The organism is Arthrobacter jinronghuae (assembly GCF_025244825.1).
GTDB lineage: Bacteria > Actinomycetota > Actinomycetes > Actinomycetales > Micrococcaceae > Arthrobacter_B > Arthrobacter_B jinronghuae.
Genome location: NZ_CP104263.1, coordinates 3,221,746 through 3,239,789, shown reverse-complemented (window position 1 = coordinate 3,239,789; position 18,044 = coordinate 3,221,746). Strand labels below are relative to the sequence as shown.

Genomic DNA, 18,044 nt, shown 5'->3' with positions numbered 1-18,044 from the left:
CGGGGAGCCGATGCTCCCCGCCTGCCGCTGTGATTCTCCCGCCGGGGCTACTGCTCCAGCTTCATGGCCTTGCGCAGCGTCAGCGAGCCTCCGCTCTGCAGCACGGCCCGCCGGTAGATCTTCGCGGCAAAGCCCAGCAGGGCGTAGGCAGCGGCTAGCGCGATGGCCAGCGAAGCGAAGGTCTGCCAGAGCGGCACCTCCGAGCTGAGCATCCGGATAGGCATGGCCACTGAGGAAATCACCGGCACAAACGAGGCGATGACCAGCAGCTGCCCCTTGGCGAACATGCCGGCAAACAGGGCGGCGAAGATGACCGCCATCACCGGGGTGGAGCTGCTGTTCAGGTCCTCTGAACGGCTGGCCATGGAGCCGAGCATCGCCCAGCCGGCGGCCAGGATCAGGAACCCGATCAGGAAGAAGACCAGGAACCAGCCCGAGATCGGAATGATGGAGCCCACCATGTCCGCGGTACCGGTGAGGTTCAGCGCCAGGAGAGCCGCCCCGCCGTAGAGTGCCAGCTGCACCACGGCCAGGACGGTGTTGCCGATCACCTTGCCGTAGAGGAGCTGGCGGATGGGGATGGCGGTGGCGAGGATTTCCACCACCCGGTTCTGCTTTTCCTCCAGCACGGAGGTTGCGATCGCCAGGCCGAAGATGATCGTGGCCATGTAGAAGAGGAAGCTGAACGCGAAGCCGACGGCGGCCGCGATTCCGGCCTGCTCGGCGTCGCCTTCCAGCAGCGCTTCTTCGAGCTCGCTGCCGGCGGTCAGCTCCGCTGCGGTGGTGCCGGCCGCAGCGGCGTTGGCACTGATGACGTAGCTGGTCAGGGCCTCGGAGACAGGTCCGCGGATCCCGGAACCGATTTCGTCCTTCCCGGTCAGGGTCCAGCTGCCGTCATCGTCCTGAATCAGGGCCGCGTCGGCTTCTTCATCGCGGACCAGCTGCAGGGCGGCTTCGGGGGAGTCTGCCGTTACGGCTTCGAAGGTGGTGTTCCCGTCTCCCTCCTGGCCGGCGGCATCGGCGGCGGTGATGATCTCCGTGGCAGCGGTATCTGCCACAGCCACGGTATGGTCCGAGCCGCGGGATGACATATAGGCGTTGAACAGGATCGTGCCCACGATGAGGACCAGGGTCGCGACTGTGGACAGCAGGTAGGTGCGGTCACGCATCTTGACCATGACTTCGCGCAGCGTCACGATTGCCCAGGCCGGCGTGGTATCCGGGGCCTCGGGTGCCTGTCCGGGTTTGGCTACGGGAGTGCGGGTTTCGGTGCTCATGCTGTCACCTCACGGTAGATGTCGCTCAGGGACGGGCGGATGGGGGCGAATTCCTGCACCGTGCCGCGGGAGAGGGCGGCGGCCAGGGTGCGCTGGGCGTGCGCGTCGTCGTCGAACTCCACGAGTGCGGAGGGACCGGCGACGTCGATGACGGTGAGTCCGGTTTCCTCGCGCAGCCAGCCGGCGTCGGGGGAGACCATGATGCGGTGGCGGCGGGGTGCCGTGGCACGAAGTTCGTCGCCGCTGCCGGCAGCCATGAGGCGCCCGCCCTGCAGGACCACCAGGTTGTCGCAGAGCCGGTCCACCAGGTCCAGCTGGTGGCTGGAGAACAGTACCGGGACACCGGCGGCGGTCCGTTCGCGCAGCAGCTCCACCATGGAGTCGACGGCGATCGGGTCCAGGCCGGAGAACGGCTCGTCCAGGATCAGGGCGGTGGGACGGTGCAGCAGTGAGGCGGCGATCTGCACGCGCTGCTGGTTGCCCAGGGAGAGCGATTCGAGCTTGTCCTTGCTCCGGTCGGCCAGATTAAACCGGTCCAGCAGTTCCATTGCCTCGCGCCGGGCCGAGGACTGGCTCATCCGGTGCAGCTGGCCGAGGTAGACCAGCTGGTCGATGATGGGCTGCTTGGGGTAGAGGCCGCGCTCTTCGGGCATGTATCCGAACTGTGCGCGCTGCGCGGCGGTTACGGGGGCCCCGTCCAGCAGCACATCGCCGGCCGTGGCGGTCAGGACGCCCATGATCATGCGCATGGTGGTGGTTTTACCGGCGCCGTTCGCGCCGACGAAGCCGGTCATGCGGCCGGACGGAATGTCGAACGTGACGTCGTCGACGGCGGTTTTGTCCCCGAAGCGTCGGGTGAGATTGCGGACCTGCAGCATGTGCTGCTCCTTCCCCGGAAGAAGCCGGGCCTAGTGATGAACTTCTGCTTCGAGCTTAGGCAGAAGAGCAGCACGGCGGATCGGCCGCGGGATGGAACCTTTCCGGGTCAGCCGGCGGCCGGTTTGTCCCCCGGGAGGATGAGGCCGGACTCGTAGGCGAACACCACTGCCTGCACCCGGTCCCGGACCTGGATCTTGCCCAGCAGGTTGGAGACATGGGTCTTGACGGTCGCCTCGGCCACGAACATCCCGGCCGCGATCTCGGCGTTGCTCCGGCCCGCGGCAACGTTCACGAGCACTTCGCGCTCGCGGGAAGTCAGCGAGTCCAGCAGTTTCTGCTGCTGAGCGGACCCCGACGGCGGACGGGTCCCGACGGCGGCGGGGGTGGCGGTTGGGCGGCCGTTTGGGTGGGCAGCCGCGCCGGCAGCCTCTGCGTGCAGCTGCCGGGCAAAGCGTTCGATGACCCGCACCGTCATCTCCGGTGCCAGCAGGGCGTGGCCGCCGGCGACGGCGTGGACCGCTGCCACCAGGTCGTCCGGGTCGGAGTTCTTCAGCAGGAAGCCGCTGGCACCGGCGCTGATGGCATCAAAAAGGTAGTCGTCGCGTTCAAAGGTGGTGAGGATGATGACCTTCGCGGTGCCGGCCCGCACCACCTGCTCGGTGGCCCGGATCCCGTCCAGGACCGGCATCTGCACGTCCATGAGGATGATGTCCACGGGGTGTGCGGCGGCAAAGTCCACGGCTTCGGCGCCGTTGGCGGCCTGGCCCACCACCTCGATTTCGTCCTCCACTGAGAGCATCATGGCAAAGCCCGCCCGCAGCAGGGCCTGGTCATCAGCCAGCAGAACGCGGATCGGTTCCATTACTTACGCTTCTCCCTTTCGAAGGAGTTCTGCCGGCCGCAGTATGCGGCCTTCGGCAACCACGGTAACGGTCAGTGCAGCGGAAACCGGACCCGGACGCGCCAGCCGCCGCCGGAACGCGGTCCGATTTCGGTGGTGCCGCCGTGCAGGTCGGCCCGTTCGCGGATACCGCGGATGCCGAAGCCGGACCCCGCGGTGCTGCCGGTGCGCGGCCTGCCGTTGTCCACGGTCTCCACCTCCACCCAGCTGTTGCCGGTCCCCGTGGTGCCCGTGCGGAGTGCGACGACGGCGGAGCCTGCGGTGGAGTGGCGGCGGACGTTGGCGAGGGACTCCTGGACGGTGCGGTAAATCGAGAGGCCCAGCGGTGCGGGGACCCGGTCCAGCGAGCCGGGCACGTCTTCGGACCGGTGGTAGGACACGGACAGGCCCAGTTGCCCGTGCTCTGCCACCAGTGCCGGGAGGTCCGCGAGGCCGGGCTCGGGGGTTCGCCGCGCACCGCCGTCGGACTCCGATCCCGGTTCCTCGCCCGCGCGGAGTACGCCCAGCAGGGAACGCATCTGTTCCACTGCTTCGCGGGAGGATGCCTCGATGGTCTGCAGGGCGCCCGCGGTGGCCTCGGGTTTCTTCTCCAGCACCCGCCGGGCTGCGCCGGCCTGGACACCGATCACCGCGATGTGGTGCGCGACGACGTCGTGCAGTTCCCGGGCGATGCGCAGCCGCTCATCCAGCACCGCCTGCCGGGCCAGTTCCGTCGCCTGGATTTCCAGCTGGGCGGACTGTTTGACCAGCAGCTCGCGCTGGTGCGCGCTGCGCCAGGCGCTCATGCCGAACATAATGGCTCCGCCGAAGAAAGCGGCGTTGATGGCGAAGTTGTAGAGCGCCAGGGATGCCAGCGGCGGCAGGAAACCGCGGTAGGTGTCATCGCCCTCCATGACCCGTTCCAGCATGCCGTCATAGGCGGAGGAGACGGTGAAGGCAAGGATAATCCACAGTGCCATCACGGCAATGACCACGGTGGTGCCGAGCCAGAGCATCCTGCGGTCCTTCGCCCAGGCCACGGCGGTGTAGAGCGACGCGAAATAGGCAGCCTGGAAGCTCGTCTGCGTGGCAACCATGGGCACCAGCAGTCCCAGGCCCAGGAACGCGGCGCTGCAGACCAGCATCACGGCCACCGGGTAACGGCGGCGCACCGCCAAGGGCAGGATGATCAGGGCCAGCGCCAGATGCTGGAGCCAGATGGGCCGGGTTTCCCCGGCGAGGGCACCGATTCCGCGGCTCACCTCCATAACGAGAGCGGAGACCAGCAACACGACCAGGGTTCCGATGACGTCGTGGCGCTGCTGCGCGACGGTAGGCCCCGGGCGTTCCCAGTCCTCCCCGGTTCGCCAGGGGAGGCGGGCGAGCCAGCCGGGCCGGGTCCGTGCGTGCTGTTCCGACCCGGCGTCGGCCGTGTCGAAGGCCATGGTCTCGATCATGGTGCCCAGTCTAGGAGTTGCACCGCCGGCGCGGGCTCCGCCGCAGGGATGAACGACGTGCGGCGGATCCAGTGGGCAGGTCTCTCGGTGACCTGCGCGGTCGAACCGGTTACGCGGATTCTCTGCATTGGAACCGTACTACCGGCTGCTCATGGGGTGGAGACTGCGCCGGAACCGTCTGCCTTTTCGGCGTTGTGGTCATAGTGCTGGCTGAAGGAACCGTACTCCGGGTCCAGGCTGGAGCGGATCATCTGGTGGTCATCGGGGTTTTCCACGCAGGGCGACGTGATGACCAGCTCCACAAAACGCCTTCCGTCTCGGGCGGCGTGATCGTATCGAGCGGTAAGGGACAGCTCATCCTTGTGGAAGCTGACCTCGTAGACCACCCCGTTTTTGTTCTCCTCGTTCCGCACCTCGTCATCCAGTGCCCAGCCGTCCTCCTGCAAATAGGCCTTTAGCGCGTCCATTGATCCCTGGGCGGACGGGTGATCAGCGTACCTGCCGTCCACCGATGCCATGGTTCGAGTGAGGGTGTTCCAATTGTCATCGTGCGTGAGGTCCAGACAGGATTCCTCTTTCGCGTCGCTGATCCGCAGGGGCGACCCTTCGCCGGCCGCCTCGAGGAGGTTGGGCAGGAGGGGATCCAAGCCGGGCAGCACGGCAGCCGCGGGGCGGGCGGACGGCGAGGCGGATTCCGCGGTGCCCGGCGACAGCGCGGGGGCGCATGCTCCGAGGGCAGCAACCGGCAGCACGATAAGGCACATGAGGAGGGAGCGACGCATTGTCCTCACTTCCCGGAACCTGGAATTGAGTGCATCCGGTCACCCTTGTAAGCCTCCGGGGTTTCCTCCAGCGGATTACTCAACACCACACCCCCTTCAGTGATGACGTAGTTGTCCGGTTCATAAGGTACGAAGGGATAAAGTTCCTGCCCGTAAATCACGCCCCGCATGTTCCTCATCGCCGTAGAGTCCTTACGGAAGTATTCCGTGTGCCCGCCCACCACTTCTCCGCCGTCGTCGTGATTGATGAAACCTGATTCCAGCCGTGTCACGCCCATATCGTTGGGATCAGCGCCCTGGAATATCCCGCCGGCCCACTGAGCCAAGTTGATCGGATCATCCCGGGACTGGATCCAGTATCGGTTTGCGTCCGGGTTGGTCGTGTTTTCGACGCTGCTAACCCCTTCACCCGCTCCCGAAGGTGCCAGATAAATTACGTTGTCGATATCCAGGCCCATCCGTTCCGCCGTGCCCAACATAGCGGCTCCGGCGCTGTAACCGATGCCTGTGGTGGCTGCGTCTGACGGCAGTTCAAGGTCCAGTGCCGCGTCGAAGGCGGCCAGTTTTCGTCCGCCTTCCGTGTTGTAGTAACCCGTGGCGTTGCTGCCTATCTTGTCGGGAAGGTCTGCGCCCTGCCAGTAGAAGGAGAGATCGTCTGCTCCTGCCCCGGCCGTGAGGTCCGCCAGCTTGCCGGTGTAATCCCCCACGCTGGCCAAATCGGCCTCCGTCCCGGGGACCAGCAAGGTGCTGGTCCTGGTGCGGGGCGAGGGGGTCCCGTTCATGGTGACTATGCTCCCATCCGCCTCAATGTTGACCATCACCGTCTGCAGGTCGTTGTTAATGACGTGGTCGAGGCCCTGCTTCTTTTTGGTAAGCGACTCACGGATCTCCTGGCCCCTTTTACTCCCGTCGCCCTCGCCCAGAGCCGCCAGCTGCCGGGTAAGTTCTTCGCGGTAGCCGGCCGCCGTCACCGTGTTTGCACGGGCCCGCTGGGCCATGGGCACACCGTTGAGGTTTCCGAAGACAGCCGGATACAGCAGGAGAAGCCGCTTCTGATCATCCTCCGAGAGCAGTCCCCAGGCCTCGTTGATCTTCCTGATGCCTTCGGCGGCCAGATCGGCGGGCAGATCAGGTGTCCCCCGGGGGCGGTCATACATGGTGTTCATGACCTCCAGCATCGCTGCCTCGGCAGACCCCGGAGGCGGTGGTTCGGGAAGTTTATTGTTCGAGAGAAGCAGGGCTGCTTCGGGATTCACCTTTGCCCACTCGCGCAGTTCCTCTTCGTTCAGATCGATGAGCGAGGCGGCCACGGCCGCGGGATCCAATTCCCCGAAATCGTCCAGGGTGGAGGTCAAGCCGATCCAGTCGGGGGAGGGAAGCACCGGGCCGCCCAGGGCAGCAAGCACCGGCAGGGTATCCCCTGTTCCGCCGGATATCAGAGACAAATCCGAGACGGCGGTTTCCACAGTCTGGGACCAGTTGCGCTGCAGGCTCAGAACCCGTTCGTTGAGCTCCGAGACTTCACGGTTCAGCGCGTCCTGCGCTTCATCATCACCGGGAATATCGGAGGACGCGGTTCTGCTGAGCAGCCCGGTCCGCTCCGTCTTGAGGGTTTCGGCCTCCTGCTGCAGCGGCTTACCGGTTACGGCGAAGTCCTCGAGTACGGCTGCGGCGGAAGAGAGCGCAACCGCCCAGTCAACGGCAGGGTCGCGCAGGTCCGTGAGCGCAGCGTAGACCCGGTCCTGTGTGTGACTTTCCTTGTAGGCCTGCTGCAGCCCATCCCATGCAGCGGAGGCAGCATCAAGTTGACTGATTGCAGAAGAAGCCTTGTCCCGCATGACGGCAGCCGCCTCGCCCAGTTTCTCCCACGGTACGTCGATGTCCGGAATGCTTTCTATGACGGCCATGGCGCTAGTCCAACGGGGTCAGCGGTTGGGGGCGGAAAAGCGGGGGAACATAGCCGGTGTCTACCCGCGTCATGATGCTGTGGGCGTTGTAGTGCATCTCATCGTCTCCGACCAGAAATGCCTGGGTAGCCACGGCAACTGTCTCTGCCTTCCGGAAGACCAGGCTGGATATCCTCTGGCCCACGTCGGCGCGCGGAGTCCAGAACGAGGTAAAGGCTTCCGCCACTTCCGTTGCGGTACCGAACTGGCCAGCGGTGTCATCCCCGCCGGTTTTGGCTGCGTTGACGGCGTCGTGGAGCGCCGTGCCCTCCGTGGCCACAGCCATCAGTATGGCCTGCAACGACGGAACATCTATGTCGTAAGACATTCCCTTCCCCCCCTTTATGTGCGGTCACTATACATAACCTCGGGGTGGTCAATAACGTCCATGGGGAGAAGTACCCATGGACGCGTGGCGGGCAGGCGGTGGGACCGGCGTCCTAAGGCGTTGGTCCCGACTATTACCGCCCGGCTGCGCCGGACTGTCTGCAAGGCTGTGCTGGAGGCGAAGGAGTGATTTACTGCGTAGGTAGCGGCAGCCCGAACGGCGGCCGGCCATCAGCGTAGATGACAGGACTTCAAGCATGTTTGTACAGGAAGCACAGGCGATCCTGCCTGAACTGGTGGCCCTGCGGCGGGAGCTGCACCGGGATCCGGAGACCGGAATCAACCTGCCCCGCACCCAGGAAAAGGTCCTCGCCGCCCTTGAGGGACTGGGCCTGGAAATCACCCTGGGCGTGAAGACCACCTCCGTGGTCGCCGTGCTCCGCGGCGCCGAGCCCGGGCCCACCGTCCTGCTGCGCGGGGATATGGACGCGCTGCCGGTGAGCGAGCTGACCGATCTGGACTATGCCTCCACCAACGGCGCCATGCACGCCTGCGGCCATGACCTGCACGTCGCCGGCCTGGTCGGCGCTGCCCGGCTGCTCAGCGCCCAGCAGCAGGACCTCTCCGGCAACGTGATCTTTATGTTCCAGCCAGGGGAGGAGGGCCACGACGGCGCGAGCCTGATGATTGACGAGGGAGTGCTCGACGCCGCGGGGGAACGTCCCGTAGCCGCCTACGGCATCCACGTCCGGCCCGGCCCGCTGGGAGTCTTCCGCACCAAGCCCGGCACGCTGATGGCCGGCGCGAACGAACTGCGGATCACCGTGAAGGGCTCCGGCGGGCACAGCTCGCAGCCGCAGACGGCCATCGACCCCGTTCCGGCCCTCACCGAAATCGCCACGGCGCTGCAGACCATGGCCACCCGCCGGTTCTCCGCCTTCGACCCGATCGTGCTTACCGTGACCCAGCTTTCCGCAGGGGAAGCGATCAACGTCATCCCGGATACGGCCAGCCTCGGCGCCTCGGTCCGTACCCTCTCGGAGGAATCCCTGGACCGGGTGATCGTGGAATCCAAGGCGCTCGCCGAGGGCATCGCCGCCGCGCACGGCTGCAGCGCGGAGGTGGACTTCACCATCCGCTACCCCGTCACCTGCAACGATCCCGACCGGACCCGGGAAGCCGTCACCGGGCTGCGGCAGATCTTCGGCGAGGACCGGGTGCTGGAATCCCGCGATCCGCTGATGGGATCGGAGGACTTTTCGCTGGTGCTCAACGAGGTCCCCGGCACCTTCATCTTCCTCGGTGCGACGCCGCCGTCGGTCAATCCGGTCACCGCCGCCTGGAACCATTCGCCCCGGGTGGTTTTTGATGACTCGGTGCTGGGGGACCAGGCCGCCGCCCTGGCGCAGCTGGCCTACAACCGGCTCACCTAGGCGGCCGCGGTGCGCCCGGCTCCTGCGGGCGTTCGGGGCAGGGGTGTAGCGTCGGGCACATGTCCGCCCTGAAGAAGGTCCTTGCCCTTGCCGCCCGCCCCGCGCCGCCGACGTCGAAACCACGCCGCTGGGCCGCCGTCGGACTTGGGACGTTCCTGGCCTTCGCCGGCACCTCGCACCTGACCTTTGCCCGGCAGGAATTCCAGGCGCAGGTGCCGGACTGGGTCCCGCTGAACGAGGACGCCGTGGTGCTGTTCTCCGGCGTGGCCGAAATCAGCCTGGGCGCGGCCCTGATCCTGCTGCGGAAGCGGCGGGTGCCGGTGGGCCTGGCTGCGGCTGCGTTCTTCATCGCGATCTTTCCGGGCAACATTTCCCAGTACGTGACGCATACGGACGCATTCGGTCTGGAGTCCGACGGCGCCCGACTGGCCCGGCTGTTCTTCCAGCCGCCACTGGTGCTGTGGGCACTCTGGTCCACCGGTGCGTGGAAGGCGCTGCGGGCGGGGCTGAAGGGCTAGTAGCGCGAGGTTTTTTCCCAAATAACCTTCTGATCAACCTCGACGACTATCCAGGGTTCAAGCGGGCCCTTTTCCTGAAGCCGGATCCGGCGTCTTTCAGCCCGGGGCAGTTTCCGGAGGCGCTTGCGTCTGGCACGGCGCACTTCCGCCTCCCGGTCGTCGCGCTCGTTGATCGGGTCCTCCCAGTCCCGGTACCACTGAGGCAGCAGGAGGGGCCGGAGGACCTTTGGGAGGAAAAAGACGTGCATCATCGCTATGGGCACGCACAACATAAAAGGAGCCAGGCCGAGATCCCTTGTCACGGAGGCGTCCACCCCCAGTGCCTCCAGTCCGAGGAGAACATCCATCACGGTCATCGGCGCGCCGGCCCAGAACATCATGAAACCCAGCCGGGAGTGCTTTGCCGTCGACTTGGGGCCGGAGGGGCCTACCCAAGACGTCCAGCGGCCGGAATATGCGAGAACACCCGGCACGAGCAGGGCGGGACCGATGCATATGACGAGGGCAGTGAACGCAATGAGGGCAATTTGGGGCGGCGAGTCCATGGCGATCACTCTAGGGGACAGGGGCGGGCCAACCGGGATTGGTGGGCCGGAATCTGTACACTCCTGGTTCAGGAAAGACGGAGGGCAGGGGGGCAGACGCGGGCGGGCAAGCTGATGGCCCGCAATCGCCGGCACCACCCAATTTCCCGGCTCCGCGCTATGGACATGGTCCTGTGGATGCGAGGCCGGGAAGCGGCGTAGCCCGGAAGCGAGCGGAGACGAAGCAATTTGCGCGTGCAAACGGTCTACTGAGTAGATAACGGGCGTATCCGCGCGGAATAACCCCGTTACCTGCTCAGTAGATGCCGCTGGCCCCCGTTATTCTTTGGCGCTCTGCATCGTCCCCGCGACACTTCTATTCATTGGACGAGGATTTCTTCGACACCTGGGCCGGGGGTAGATGGCGCTTCTGTATACGCCCATGTACATGGGACGAAGCTTCATTAGAGCGGTTTTGACTTTCCTGGCGGACGGGGTCGGAAGGCTGCGGGCCCCTCGGCCGATCTTGGAACCCATCTCCCAGTAAACCCATCCAGTACGTCCTCCGGGCCAGGCAAACTCCATCCAGAAACCGTTGCGAAACCGTTCCGCTTTGGGGTCTCTGCGGTGGTGAAGGATGTGACGGCAGGGGTTGCTTGGTGGGTTCCGGCCGCCCGCGATCAACGAGTTGCCCGCAGCATCCCGCCGCTGCTGCAGTCGCAGACATTCATGTCTGGAGGGAGAAGAGGCTTGGGCGCCGCCGGGTGGGGGTATTGCGCATTAGGCTACTGGTCGGTACAGTGCAGAAACCGATAATGTCTGGTGTCTTTCGCAGGCAATGCTGCCCCTGTGCACAAGGAGATTCAATGAAGAATACTCGCGTCCTCACAATCGCAGGCACCGCGCTCGCGGTCAGCCTGTTGACCCTTCCCGGATGCGCCGCATCCGAGGAAGCGGCTGCCGAGCCCGCCGGTTCCGCCGGCGCTGAGTCGAAGGGAGAGATTGCCTTCTTCACTCCGTCCTCCCAGATCGACGTCGTCGCGGCGCTAGCCGACGGCGTGGTCGAGTACTTCGAGGGTGAGGGTTACACCGTCACCATCCAGGACGCGGGCTTCGACGCGGTGAAGCAGGCCCAGCAGATTCAGCAGGCCATCGACACGCGCAGCATCGTGGGGGCGTGGATCATGCCCGTGGCGCCTGAGACCGCCGCTCAGAGCCTCGCGGCGCTGCAGGCGGCGAAGATTCCCGTGGTTGTGGAGGGTCCGCCCATGTCGGTCGGGTTGGAGGGGCCTCAGCCGGGAATTGCGTTCGACGAGCCGGACTTCATGAAGTACGGGACGATGATCGGCGACACCGCAGCGAAGTGCGCCGTTGACGGCGAAGGGCGCGAGGCGCTGTTCCTGATGCCGCCTGACGCCGCCGGCGGCACAGAGCAGGTCATCGGTGCCATCGAGAATTCCTTTGCAGCCGGAGCCCCGGACGTCCCCATCGTCGCGACCGGCGAGGCTGCGGACATTTCGAGTGCACAGACCACCGTCTCGCAGCTCCTCATCGCCAACCCCGATGCGAACGTCATCATTGCGGCGAGCGACGAGACCGCGCTCGGTGCGGCGGGTGCCTTCAAGGCTGCCAACAAGACCCCGGCCTGCATCGTGGCCGGCGGCGGCGGTGACGGGGCCGTGGCCGCGCAGGAGGCCGGAGACATCACGGCTGTCGTCAGCTGGGACTACTCCAGCGCCGTTGACGAGGCCGGAGCAGACCTCATTCGCCTGATCTCTGACCCCACATCCCAGGGCGGGATCATCGAGACTCCGGTTAAGGCTACGGGCGGTAACTGAATATGGCGCTTGTTACCCGGGCCGACACGGTGAGTCAGCTCTCGCCGAACAACGCCCTGCCGTGGAAGATCCGTGGGCTGCTCCTGATCCGTGACCAAGGCCTCCTGGCACTCTTCCTCGCGATCATCGCCGTCTTCGCGTTCTGGGGGGCACCGTACTTCCTCACCCTGCCCACCGCTATCTCGATATTGAACGCGGCAGCGATCGCGAGCATCTTCGCCGCGGGTGTCGCTGTGGGGATCATGACGGGAGTGCTGGACCTCTCGGTGCCTGGCACAGCCGCATTGGCCGGCGTCGTCACCGGGCGCCTCCTTCAGGAGGGGCTGCCGGTGGGGGCGGCTATCATGTGCGGCTTGCTGGTGGGACTCGTCGTGGGTCTTGTCAACGCCGTGGTCGTACTCCGGGGGTTCAATCCCCTCATCGTCACCATCGCCATGCTCAGCGTGCTCAGCGGTGCATCGCTCCTGATCGCCGGCAGTTACAACATCTCGGGGCTCACCCAGCTGGTGTTCATGGGAACGCGGACATACTTCGGCATTCCCGCACCGGTGTACATCGCGGTGGTCCTCTTCATTATCCTCACTGTGTTCCTCAATTTCACCCGCGGGGGGACACGTCTGCTGGCCGTCGGCGGCAGCGCCGAGGCCGCCCGCCGCGTCGGCATCGCGGTTAACTGGTACCGCATCCTCGGCTTCGCGATCTCGGGTCTGTGCGCAGCCCTCGGAGGAATCGTGACGGCGGCGTACATCACGACCGCGGTCCCGAGCGCCAGCGTGGGCACCGTCTTCACCGCAATGACAGCTGTTGCGCTGGCGGGGGTGCCGTTCGTCGGTGGGCGGGGGAGCCTCCCCAGGGTCGGTCTCGGCGTGATTGTGGTAGCGACGATCTCTGCCGGACTGTTGCTGGCGAAGGTGCCGGCGGACTGGTCTTCGGTGGTGACGGGCGTGCTGCTGGTCGGCGGTCTCGGACTGAACATGTGGACGGCAAACACAACGTCAAAGCTCCTTCTCGCCAGTGGCGACGACGGCGCGAAAAGAGGAACACGATGAGTGACGCCGCATTGGAACTGAAGGACATCTCGGTCCACTACGGATATGCCCGTGCCCTGGAGGGAGTGTCCCTGACCGTCCATGCAGGTGAGGTAGTCGCGCTGTTGGGCGACAACGGTGCCGGCAAGTCGACGCTGCTGAAAGTCATGTCGGGTGCGCACAGCCCCAGTTCGGGGCAGATCCTCGTGCACGGGCGCCCGGTGGATTTCAAGTCGCCGAGGGATGCTTCCGGTGCCGGTGTCCAGATGGTGTATCAGGACCTCGCACTGGTGGAGGCGATGGATATCGCCGGGAACCTCACCCTGGGCCGGGAGCAACTCATGCGTGGGCCTCTCGGGTGGCTCGGGTTCCTCGACCACAAGGCGATGCGGCGTGAATCGGAGCGCGAACTCGACGAGTTGGGCATCCGGACGGCGCCGGTGACCCGCCCCGTCGAGATGCTGTCCGGTGGGCAGCGCCAGGTTATCGCCATTGCTCGGGCAAGCGCGCGCTTGCCCGAGCAGGGCATCCTCCTCATGGATGAGCCGACGGCTGCGCTCGGACACGAGCAGACCGAACTCGTCGAGGAGCTCATCAAGACCCTCGCTGCGCGCGGCACCTCGATTGTCGTAGTCACCCACAACCTTCCACTCGCCTTCGCCGTGTCCGACCGCACCGTCGTCCTCAACCGCGGGCGCAAGGTGGCAGACACTGCGACGGGGTCAGTCGACAAGGAAAGCGTTATCGGCTGGATCACGGGCGCCTCCGTCCAAGAGGGTGTCCTGGAGTCCTGAGCTGAACGCAGAGCGGAAGCTGGGCAGACGTGCTTCCGCTCCACGGCTGTAGCCCTGAAAGCGCGGTCCCGGGTGGAATGAAAGCTCCACCCGGGACGGTCAGCGTTTACCGTGCCGGTTACTTCTGCGCACCCTTGTCCTGCAGTCCACCGGCGAACATCTTGAACGGGGGCTGTCCGAGGAGCCGGCGGCCACTGATCTCCGCAAGGGATTCGAGACGCATTGCACCGTGGGAGAGTATGACGCCCGAGTCGCGCGAGTAACGCTGGAGGGGGTTGGACAGTGCCATGCCTGACGACCCCAGGATGCGCAGGAGGAGGTCGATCGCGTCCTTCGCCAGCTGGCCGGCGAAGGCGAGGTCGGTGCAGCCCTGCGCTTCCTCGTCGCCGGTGTAGTCTTCGCCGCGAACCGCGAGATGGTCGATCTCGTCCGCATACTGGAGCACGGTCGCGCCCGCAACGCCGAGAAGCGCCTTTGCCTTACCGGCTGCGACCTGGCTCGATGCCATTTCGGCAATCGTGTCGTAGGGCGGGCTGAACGGCTTCCGTTTTTGCGCGAGCTCCTGGAACACCTCCAGGGCGCCCTCGGCCATGCCGACCAGGGCGGCCATGTTCAATACCGTTGCGGTCATCATGGATGCCCGTGTCTTCGCCTGGTAGGCAAGACCGGCGAACCGTTCCGCTGCACTGTCCAGGTGCATCGGGAGCTCTGACATATCGATGAAGCGGTGGTCGGGCACGAACATCGGCTTGGTTGTGGTGATGGAGTTGGAGTCGGACGCCATCATGCCGGCCACGTGCCAGTCATCAACCGGTTCGATGTCGGCTGGGTCCATCATGAATAATGCATGGCCGCTGCGGTTTCCGTCCGTCCATGCGGCACCGCCGAAAAGCCAGGCGGCGTCGTGATTTCCCGATACGTAGGTCCACTTACCCTCAACGTTCCATCCCCCTTCCACTCTGACCGCCTTGCCCGTCACGGCAGCGAACGTCGAACCCCCGGCGGCCAGCGGGCCGATATGGCCCTGCTGCCGGCTGTAGAGTTCGTCTACCAAGGGCTTGGGGAAGGTGCTGACCATACGGAGGCTGGTGCCGACGAAGAAGGTCCAGTTTGCCGCGGCGTCGCCTCGTCCCAGTGCCCGCGCAATCTCAGCGATGTCGCGGGCACCCAGAGCGGAGCCGCCGTACTCGATGGGGGCACAGGCGCGGTAGAGGCCAAGCTCGGTGAAGGCCTCGACAATCTCCGGGCTGAGTCGGCCGCGGCGCTCGGCCTCGGGGGCGAGCTCCCGAATGCGGTTCTGGAGGGTGCGCACTCCGGCTGCGAGCCGCTTCCCCTCCGCGCTGAGGTACCTGGATGCCGGTGCATCCAGAGGGGTTGACCGCTCAGGGGGAGGCCCCGGGGGGAGGCCCGGAGTCAGCTCGTCAGGTGGCTGGGGAATCGTGTCAGTCATGTCATCTCCGTCTGTATGGCTGGGGTGTACTGTACGGATCAGTGCGCAAGTTGTCCATGCATGTCTTTCCGTACTGGTCGGTCCAGAGCATAGGATGGCGATGAGCGGCAACCCGCAGGTGTGCGGGTTGAGTCGGAGCGTATACAGAGGAGAGCCGAATGCCACGGGCCAAACGAAGCGGTGGGCGCAGCAAGCGCGACGCGGTGCTCGATGCAGCCGTTGAACTGTTGCTGCTCAACGGGTATGACGGCACATCCATGGACGCGGTGGCCGCTCAGGCAGGAGTGTCCAAGACGACGGTCTACGCGCACTTCGCGGACAAGCTCGAGCTCTTCAAAGCTGTTCTGCAGCATGGAAGCATGGAGCTCGGGCAGCGGTTGCGCGAGCTTCGGCAGCGCGACGGATCAGGCGAGGGGTCCGCTGAGGATCGGCTGGTTGGCGCCCTGGTCGCGGCGACTAGGGCCGGCACTGGCGCACAGGCAATCGCGTACTTCCGCGTGATGATCGCTGAGCACAACCGGCGCCGTGAGATCCAGGCTGCGTTCAACACCATACCGATGCCTGACGTCTCGGACATCATCAGCATCATCGCGCAGCTGCTCGTTGACTATGGCTCCGAGCACAACTTCGAAGTTGATCGGCCGGAGGCGCACGCCTCAATGCTCCTGCGGATGACGGTGTCCGGCATCGAGTTCGATGCACTGATCTCAGACTTCGACGTCTCCGACGAGCTGCTCGAAGCCCATGTCGAATACATTGTGCGTGTCTTCCTGCGCGGGCTGCGTCCGATTGCGGGGGAGCAGGACTTGGTGCTGAAACCCGGCTATGACTACCCGTGGGGCCCGGCGCTGGGCTAAGAATGACGGGAGAGAGGTTGTGACGGTGAGTGATCCCGCTGAACGGCCTCGGCACAGCCGACTCTCACCGCACCGTGAGGCGGAGATCCTCGCCGAGACCCTTGGCCTCCTCGAGGAGGTCGGTTATGAAGGTCTAGCCATGCCCGCCGTGGCGAAACGCTCCAAATGCAGCACGGCGACGATCTATCGCCAGTGGCACGGCAAGCCGGGCCTGGTGATGGCCGCCCTCCGTTCACACTCCCAACTGGAGGAGCCGGTCGATGTGGATACCGGCACGTTACGCGGCGATCTACTCGCCGTCATGGAGCAGATCGCCCATGTGGCTGAGTCCGAAATGACGCTCCTCGCGGCCCTCGCCCACGCGTCGATGCGCGATGAGGCACTCGCGGAGACGATGCGTGAGCAGATCTCGGCTCCTGCGGGTTCCCCGCTCGACCGCGCCATCGACCGCGCCGTCGAGCGTCGGGAGATCTCCGTCGATGCGACCGTTCGGCGGTACTGCCATCACGCGTTCTTATCCATGCCGCTCGCCAAACATCTGGCGGAGGGGACATTTCCGGACCGCGAGTATTTGGCAGGCTTCGTCGACACGATTCTGATCCCGGTGCTCTCGCACCGCTGACACTTCACGCTCTCGCCCCGACGTCGCCCATGCCCTCCACATCGCTCCGGCGGCAACCCCTCCCGAAAACGGGTCGTCGGCGGCAAAACCAGCCGGAGCCGACCGGCCAACCCACTCATCTCCTGCGCCGGGAGCAGGCTGCGAACGTGACGGGGGTTGCGCTCCCTGTGGCGTGGCAGTAGCGTGACCCTCGAGCTGATCGAAACGATGGCGTTTCGATGCGGTGTCTGCCCCTGACGCGACGCCGACAGCTGCAGAGAGGATCCGCACCATGGCTGGATTTACCGTCATCAATGGAATCGCAGAGATCAGTGATCCCGCGATTTATCAGAACTGGCTCGACAATGAGGAGTTCAAGGCAGCGGTCGCTGCCGATTCTTCGCCGGAACGCACCGCGGTCAAGCGCCTGCTTATCGACTTCGAAGCAGACATGGCCCGTATTGTCCGCGACGACAAGGTGCAGGAACAGGTCGTCGAGGTCATGACCAGATACGCCGCGGAAGACTACGTCCAGCACGACCCGAACGCGGCCGGTAACGGCCTCGAGAAGCTCATTGAACACTTCCGGCATGTGCCGGTCGTTGGTGAGATCCCGCCGCCGGTGGTGGGCGTCATCCTCGATGGCGAGGTTGCCTGCCTCATGATGCGAAAAGTCGTCCCCGATCCCGTCATTCCGGAGGCCTCCTACGACTGGAACATCCTCACCGTTTTTCGGGTGCACAACGGCAAGCTTGCCGAGCATTGGAGCACTTTCCGCAAAGCGGTCCCCGGCCAGGATCCGCTGGGGGACTGACGATGCCCAAACTGCAGATCATTGTCGGCAGCACTCGCCCCGGCCGCCTCGCCGGACCCATAGCCAAGTGGGCCTTCGAGCGAGCGGTGGCGGATGGGAGATTCGAGGTAGAGCTCGTCGACATCGCGGAGTATGAACTGCCCGTCCTCGACGAACGCCACCACCCTGTCCTGGGACGCTACGAGCATGGGCACACGCAGCGGTGGGCCGCGAAAATCAGGGAAGCGGACGCGTTCATCTTCGTTTCACCGGAGTACAACTACGGGCCGTCGGCCGCCCTGCTGAATGCCTTCGACTACCTCGGGCGCGAGTGGACGTATGCTCCCGTCGCCTTCGTCAGCTACGGCGGCATCGCGGGAGGTCTCCGCGCAGTACAGGTCATGAAACAGATCGTCACGACGGTTCGCATGATGCCGCTGCCGGACGGCGTCGTACTGCCGCTTGTTATGCAGAACTTTGAGGAAGGCGACTTCGTGCCGCCGCCTTCCGCCCAGGGTGCCGTCGCACCGATGCTGACGGAACTGCTGCGGTGGACGCATGCGCTGGGGCCGCTCCGTGCCGAAGGCCCGCCGCCCCCGACGCTGCCGTCGGGTCCGGTCGCACCCCGCCCCTGATCACGGAAGCCTCAAAGAAGAGATT

18 protein-coding genes are annotated in these 18,044 nt (G+C 65.3%); 9 read left to right on the top strand and 9 right to left on the bottom strand.

Features of this window, described 5'->3' with window-relative positions:
- Positions 1-47 precede the first annotated feature (47 nt).
- The 7 genes from N2K98_RS15215 to N2K98_RS15185 form a co-directional block, all read right to left on the bottom strand.
- Positions 48-1,277, bottom strand: a complete 1,230-nt coding sequence (locus N2K98_RS15215) for an ABC transporter permease (RefSeq protein WP_255864778.1) — start codon at positions 1,275-1,277, stop codon at positions 48-50.
- Positions 1,274-2,155 (bottom strand): ABC transporter ATP-binding protein, encoded by an 882-nt coding sequence (locus N2K98_RS15210; protein ID WP_255864779.1) that lies wholly within the window; start codon positions 2,153-2,155, stop codon positions 1,274-1,276. Before N2K98_RS15210 ends, N2K98_RS15215 begins: the two co-directional genes overlap by 4 nt.
- Before the next feature lie 107 nt (positions 2,156-2,262).
- Entirely contained in the window at positions 2,263-3,018 is a 756-nt protein-coding gene (locus tag N2K98_RS15205) for a response regulator transcription factor (protein WP_255864780.1), read from the bottom strand.
- Positions 3,019-3,089: 71 nt separating this feature from the next.
- Positions 3,090-4,493 (bottom strand): sensor histidine kinase, encoded by a 1,404-nt coding sequence (locus N2K98_RS15200; protein ID WP_255864781.1) that lies wholly within the window; start codon positions 4,491-4,493, stop codon positions 3,090-3,092.
- Between the two features lie 149 nt (positions 4,494-4,642).
- Positions 4,643-5,275 (bottom strand): hypothetical protein, encoded by a 633-nt coding sequence (locus N2K98_RS15195; RefSeq protein WP_260553724.1) that lies wholly within the window; start codon positions 5,273-5,275, stop codon positions 4,643-4,645.
- 5 nt (positions 5,276-5,280) lie between these two features.
- Positions 5,281-7,182, bottom strand: a complete 1,902-nt coding sequence (locus tag N2K98_RS15190; RefSeq protein WP_255864783.1) for a hypothetical protein — start codon at positions 7,180-7,182, stop codon at positions 5,281-5,283.
- A gap of 4 nt (positions 7,183-7,186) precedes the next feature.
- A complete protein-coding gene (locus N2K98_RS15185; protein WP_255864784.1) occupies positions 7,187-7,549 on the bottom strand; it encodes a DUF6507 family protein in 363 nt (120 codons plus the stop codon).
- Positions 7,550-7,805: 256 nt separating this feature from the next.
- Here N2K98_RS15185 and N2K98_RS15180 point away from each other — a divergent pair, with 256 nt between their 5' ends.
- Both N2K98_RS15180 and N2K98_RS15175 read left to right on the top strand, forming a co-directional pair.
- The gene (locus N2K98_RS15180) at positions 7,806-8,981 is read left to right on the top strand and encodes a M20 metallopeptidase family protein (protein ID WP_255864785.1); all 1,176 of its coding nucleotides are present in this window, start codon (positions 7,806-7,808) and stop codon (positions 8,979-8,981) included.
- Positions 8,982-9,040: 59 nt separating this feature from the next.
- Positions 9,041-9,499, top strand: a complete 459-nt coding sequence (locus tag N2K98_RS15175; protein ID WP_255864786.1) for a DoxX family protein — start codon at positions 9,041-9,043, stop codon at positions 9,497-9,499.
- Here the strand turns inward: N2K98_RS15175 and N2K98_RS15170 are convergent.
- Positions 9,496-10,044 carry a hypothetical protein gene (locus N2K98_RS15170; RefSeq protein ID WP_255864787.1) on the bottom strand — a complete coding sequence of 183 codons (549 nt, stop codon included), beginning with the start codon at positions 10,042-10,044 and terminating at the stop codon, positions 9,496-9,498. The two genes, N2K98_RS15175 and N2K98_RS15170, sit on opposite strands and share 4 nt — an antisense overlap.
- An 845-nt stretch (positions 10,045-10,889) precedes the next feature.
- On the opposite strand from N2K98_RS15170, the gene N2K98_RS15165 reads away from it, so the two are divergent.
- Genes N2K98_RS15165 through N2K98_RS15155 form a run of 3 tightly spaced genes read left to right on the top strand, consistent with a single transcriptional unit; the run spans position 10,890 to position 13,683 of the window.
- Complete coding sequence (locus N2K98_RS15165) at positions 10,890-11,861, top strand: substrate-binding domain-containing protein (protein ID WP_255864788.1); 972 nt, start codon at positions 10,890-10,892, stop codon at positions 11,859-11,861.
- Positions 11,862-11,863: 2 nt separating this feature from the next.
- Positions 11,864-12,910 (top strand): ABC transporter permease, encoded by a 1,047-nt coding sequence (locus N2K98_RS15160; RefSeq protein ID WP_255864789.1) that lies wholly within the window; start codon positions 11,864-11,866, stop codon positions 12,908-12,910.
- Entirely contained in the window at positions 12,907-13,683 is a 777-nt protein-coding gene (locus N2K98_RS15155) for an ATP-binding cassette domain-containing protein (protein WP_255796679.1), read from the top strand. Before N2K98_RS15160 ends, N2K98_RS15155 begins: the two co-directional genes overlap by 4 nt.
- 118 nt (positions 13,684-13,801) lie before the next feature.
- On the opposite strand, the gene N2K98_RS15150 is transcribed toward N2K98_RS15155, so the two are convergent.
- The gene (locus N2K98_RS15150; protein ID WP_255864790.1) at positions 13,802-15,133 is read right to left on the bottom strand and encodes an acyl-CoA dehydrogenase family protein; all 1,332 of its coding nucleotides are present in this window, start codon (positions 15,131-15,133) and stop codon (positions 13,802-13,804) included.
- A 158-nt stretch (positions 15,134-15,291) separates the two neighbouring features.
- Here N2K98_RS15150 and N2K98_RS15145 point away from each other — a divergent pair, with 158 nt between their 5' ends.
- The 4 genes from N2K98_RS15145 to N2K98_RS15130 all read left to right on the top strand — a co-directional run bounded on the left by N2K98_RS15145 (position 15,292) and on the right by N2K98_RS15130 (position 18,019).
- Complete coding sequence (locus N2K98_RS15145; protein ID WP_229950620.1) at positions 15,292-15,990, top strand: TetR/AcrR family transcriptional regulator; 699 nt, start codon at positions 15,292-15,294, stop codon at positions 15,988-15,990.
- Between the two features lie 25 nt (positions 15,991-16,015).
- The gene (locus tag N2K98_RS15140) at positions 16,016-16,612 is read left to right on the top strand and encodes a TetR/AcrR family transcriptional regulator (RefSeq protein WP_229950618.1); all 597 of its coding nucleotides are present in this window, start codon (positions 16,016-16,018) and stop codon (positions 16,610-16,612) included.
- Between the two features lie 271 nt (positions 16,613-16,883).
- Complete coding sequence (locus N2K98_RS15135; RefSeq protein ID WP_229950617.1) at positions 16,884-17,405, top strand: nuclear transport factor 2 family protein; 522 nt, start codon at positions 16,884-16,886, stop codon at positions 17,403-17,405.
- A gap of 2 nt (positions 17,406-17,407) precedes the next feature.
- A complete protein-coding gene (locus tag N2K98_RS15130) occupies positions 17,408-18,019 on the top strand; it encodes an NADPH-dependent FMN reductase (RefSeq protein WP_255864792.1) in 612 nt (203 codons plus the stop codon).
- Positions 18,020-18,044 lie beyond the last annotated feature (25 nt).

Coding starts and splice junctions, on each gene's coding strand:
- N2K98_RS15215 (WP_255864778.1), bottom strand. CDS start 1,277: ATGAGCACCGAAACCCGCACTCCCGTAGCCAAACCCGGACAGGCACCC.
- N2K98_RS15145 (WP_229950620.1), top strand. CDS start 15,292: ATGCCACGGGCCAAACGAAGCGGTGGGCGCAGCAAGCGCGACGCGGTG.
- N2K98_RS15170 (WP_255864787.1), bottom strand. CDS start 10,044: ATGGACTCGCCGCCCCAAATTGCCCTCATTGCGTTCACTGCCCTCGTC.
- N2K98_RS15200 (WP_255864781.1), bottom strand. CDS start 4,493: ATGATCGAGACCATGGCCTTCGACACGGCCGACGCCGGGTCGGAACAG.
- N2K98_RS15210 (WP_255864779.1), bottom strand. CDS start 2,155: ATGCTGCAGGTCCGCAATCTCACCCGACGCTTCGGGGACAAAACCGCC.
- N2K98_RS15180 (WP_255864785.1), top strand. CDS start 7,806: ATGTTTGTACAGGAAGCACAGGCGATCCTGCCTGAACTGGTGGCCCTG.
- N2K98_RS15165 (WP_255864788.1), top strand. CDS start 10,890: ATGAAGAATACTCGCGTCCTCACAATCGCAGGCACCGCGCTCGCGGTC.
- N2K98_RS15135 (WP_229950617.1), top strand. CDS start 16,884: ATGGCTGGATTTACCGTCATCAATGGAATCGCAGAGATCAGTGATCCC.
- N2K98_RS15190 (WP_255864783.1), bottom strand. CDS start 7,182: ATGGCCGTCATAGAAAGCATTCCGGACATCGACGTACCGTGGGAGAAA.
- N2K98_RS15160 (WP_255864789.1), top strand. CDS start 11,864: ATGGCGCTTGTTACCCGGGCCGACACGGTGAGTCAGCTCTCGCCGAAC.
- N2K98_RS15205 (WP_255864780.1), bottom strand. CDS start 3,018: ATGGAACCGATCCGCGTTCTGCTGGCTGATGACCAGGCCCTGCTGCGG.
- N2K98_RS15155 (WP_255796679.1), top strand. CDS start 12,907: ATGAGTGACGCCGCATTGGAACTGAAGGACATCTCGGTCCACTACGGA.
- N2K98_RS15175 (WP_255864786.1), top strand. CDS start 9,041: ATGTCCGCCCTGAAGAAGGTCCTTGCCCTTGCCGCCCGCCCCGCGCCG.
- N2K98_RS15185 (WP_255864784.1), bottom strand. CDS start 7,549: ATGTCTTACGACATAGATGTTCCGTCGTTGCAGGCCATACTGATGGCT.
- N2K98_RS15130 (WP_255864792.1), top strand. CDS start 17,408: ATGCCCAAACTGCAGATCATTGTCGGCAGCACTCGCCCCGGCCGCCTC.
- N2K98_RS15195 (WP_260553724.1), bottom strand. CDS start 5,275: ATGCGTCGCTCCCTCCTCATGTGCCTTATCGTGCTGCCGGTTGCTGCC.
- N2K98_RS15150 (WP_255864790.1), bottom strand. CDS start 15,133: ATGACTGACACGATTCCCCAGCCACCTGACGAGCTGACTCCGGGCCTC.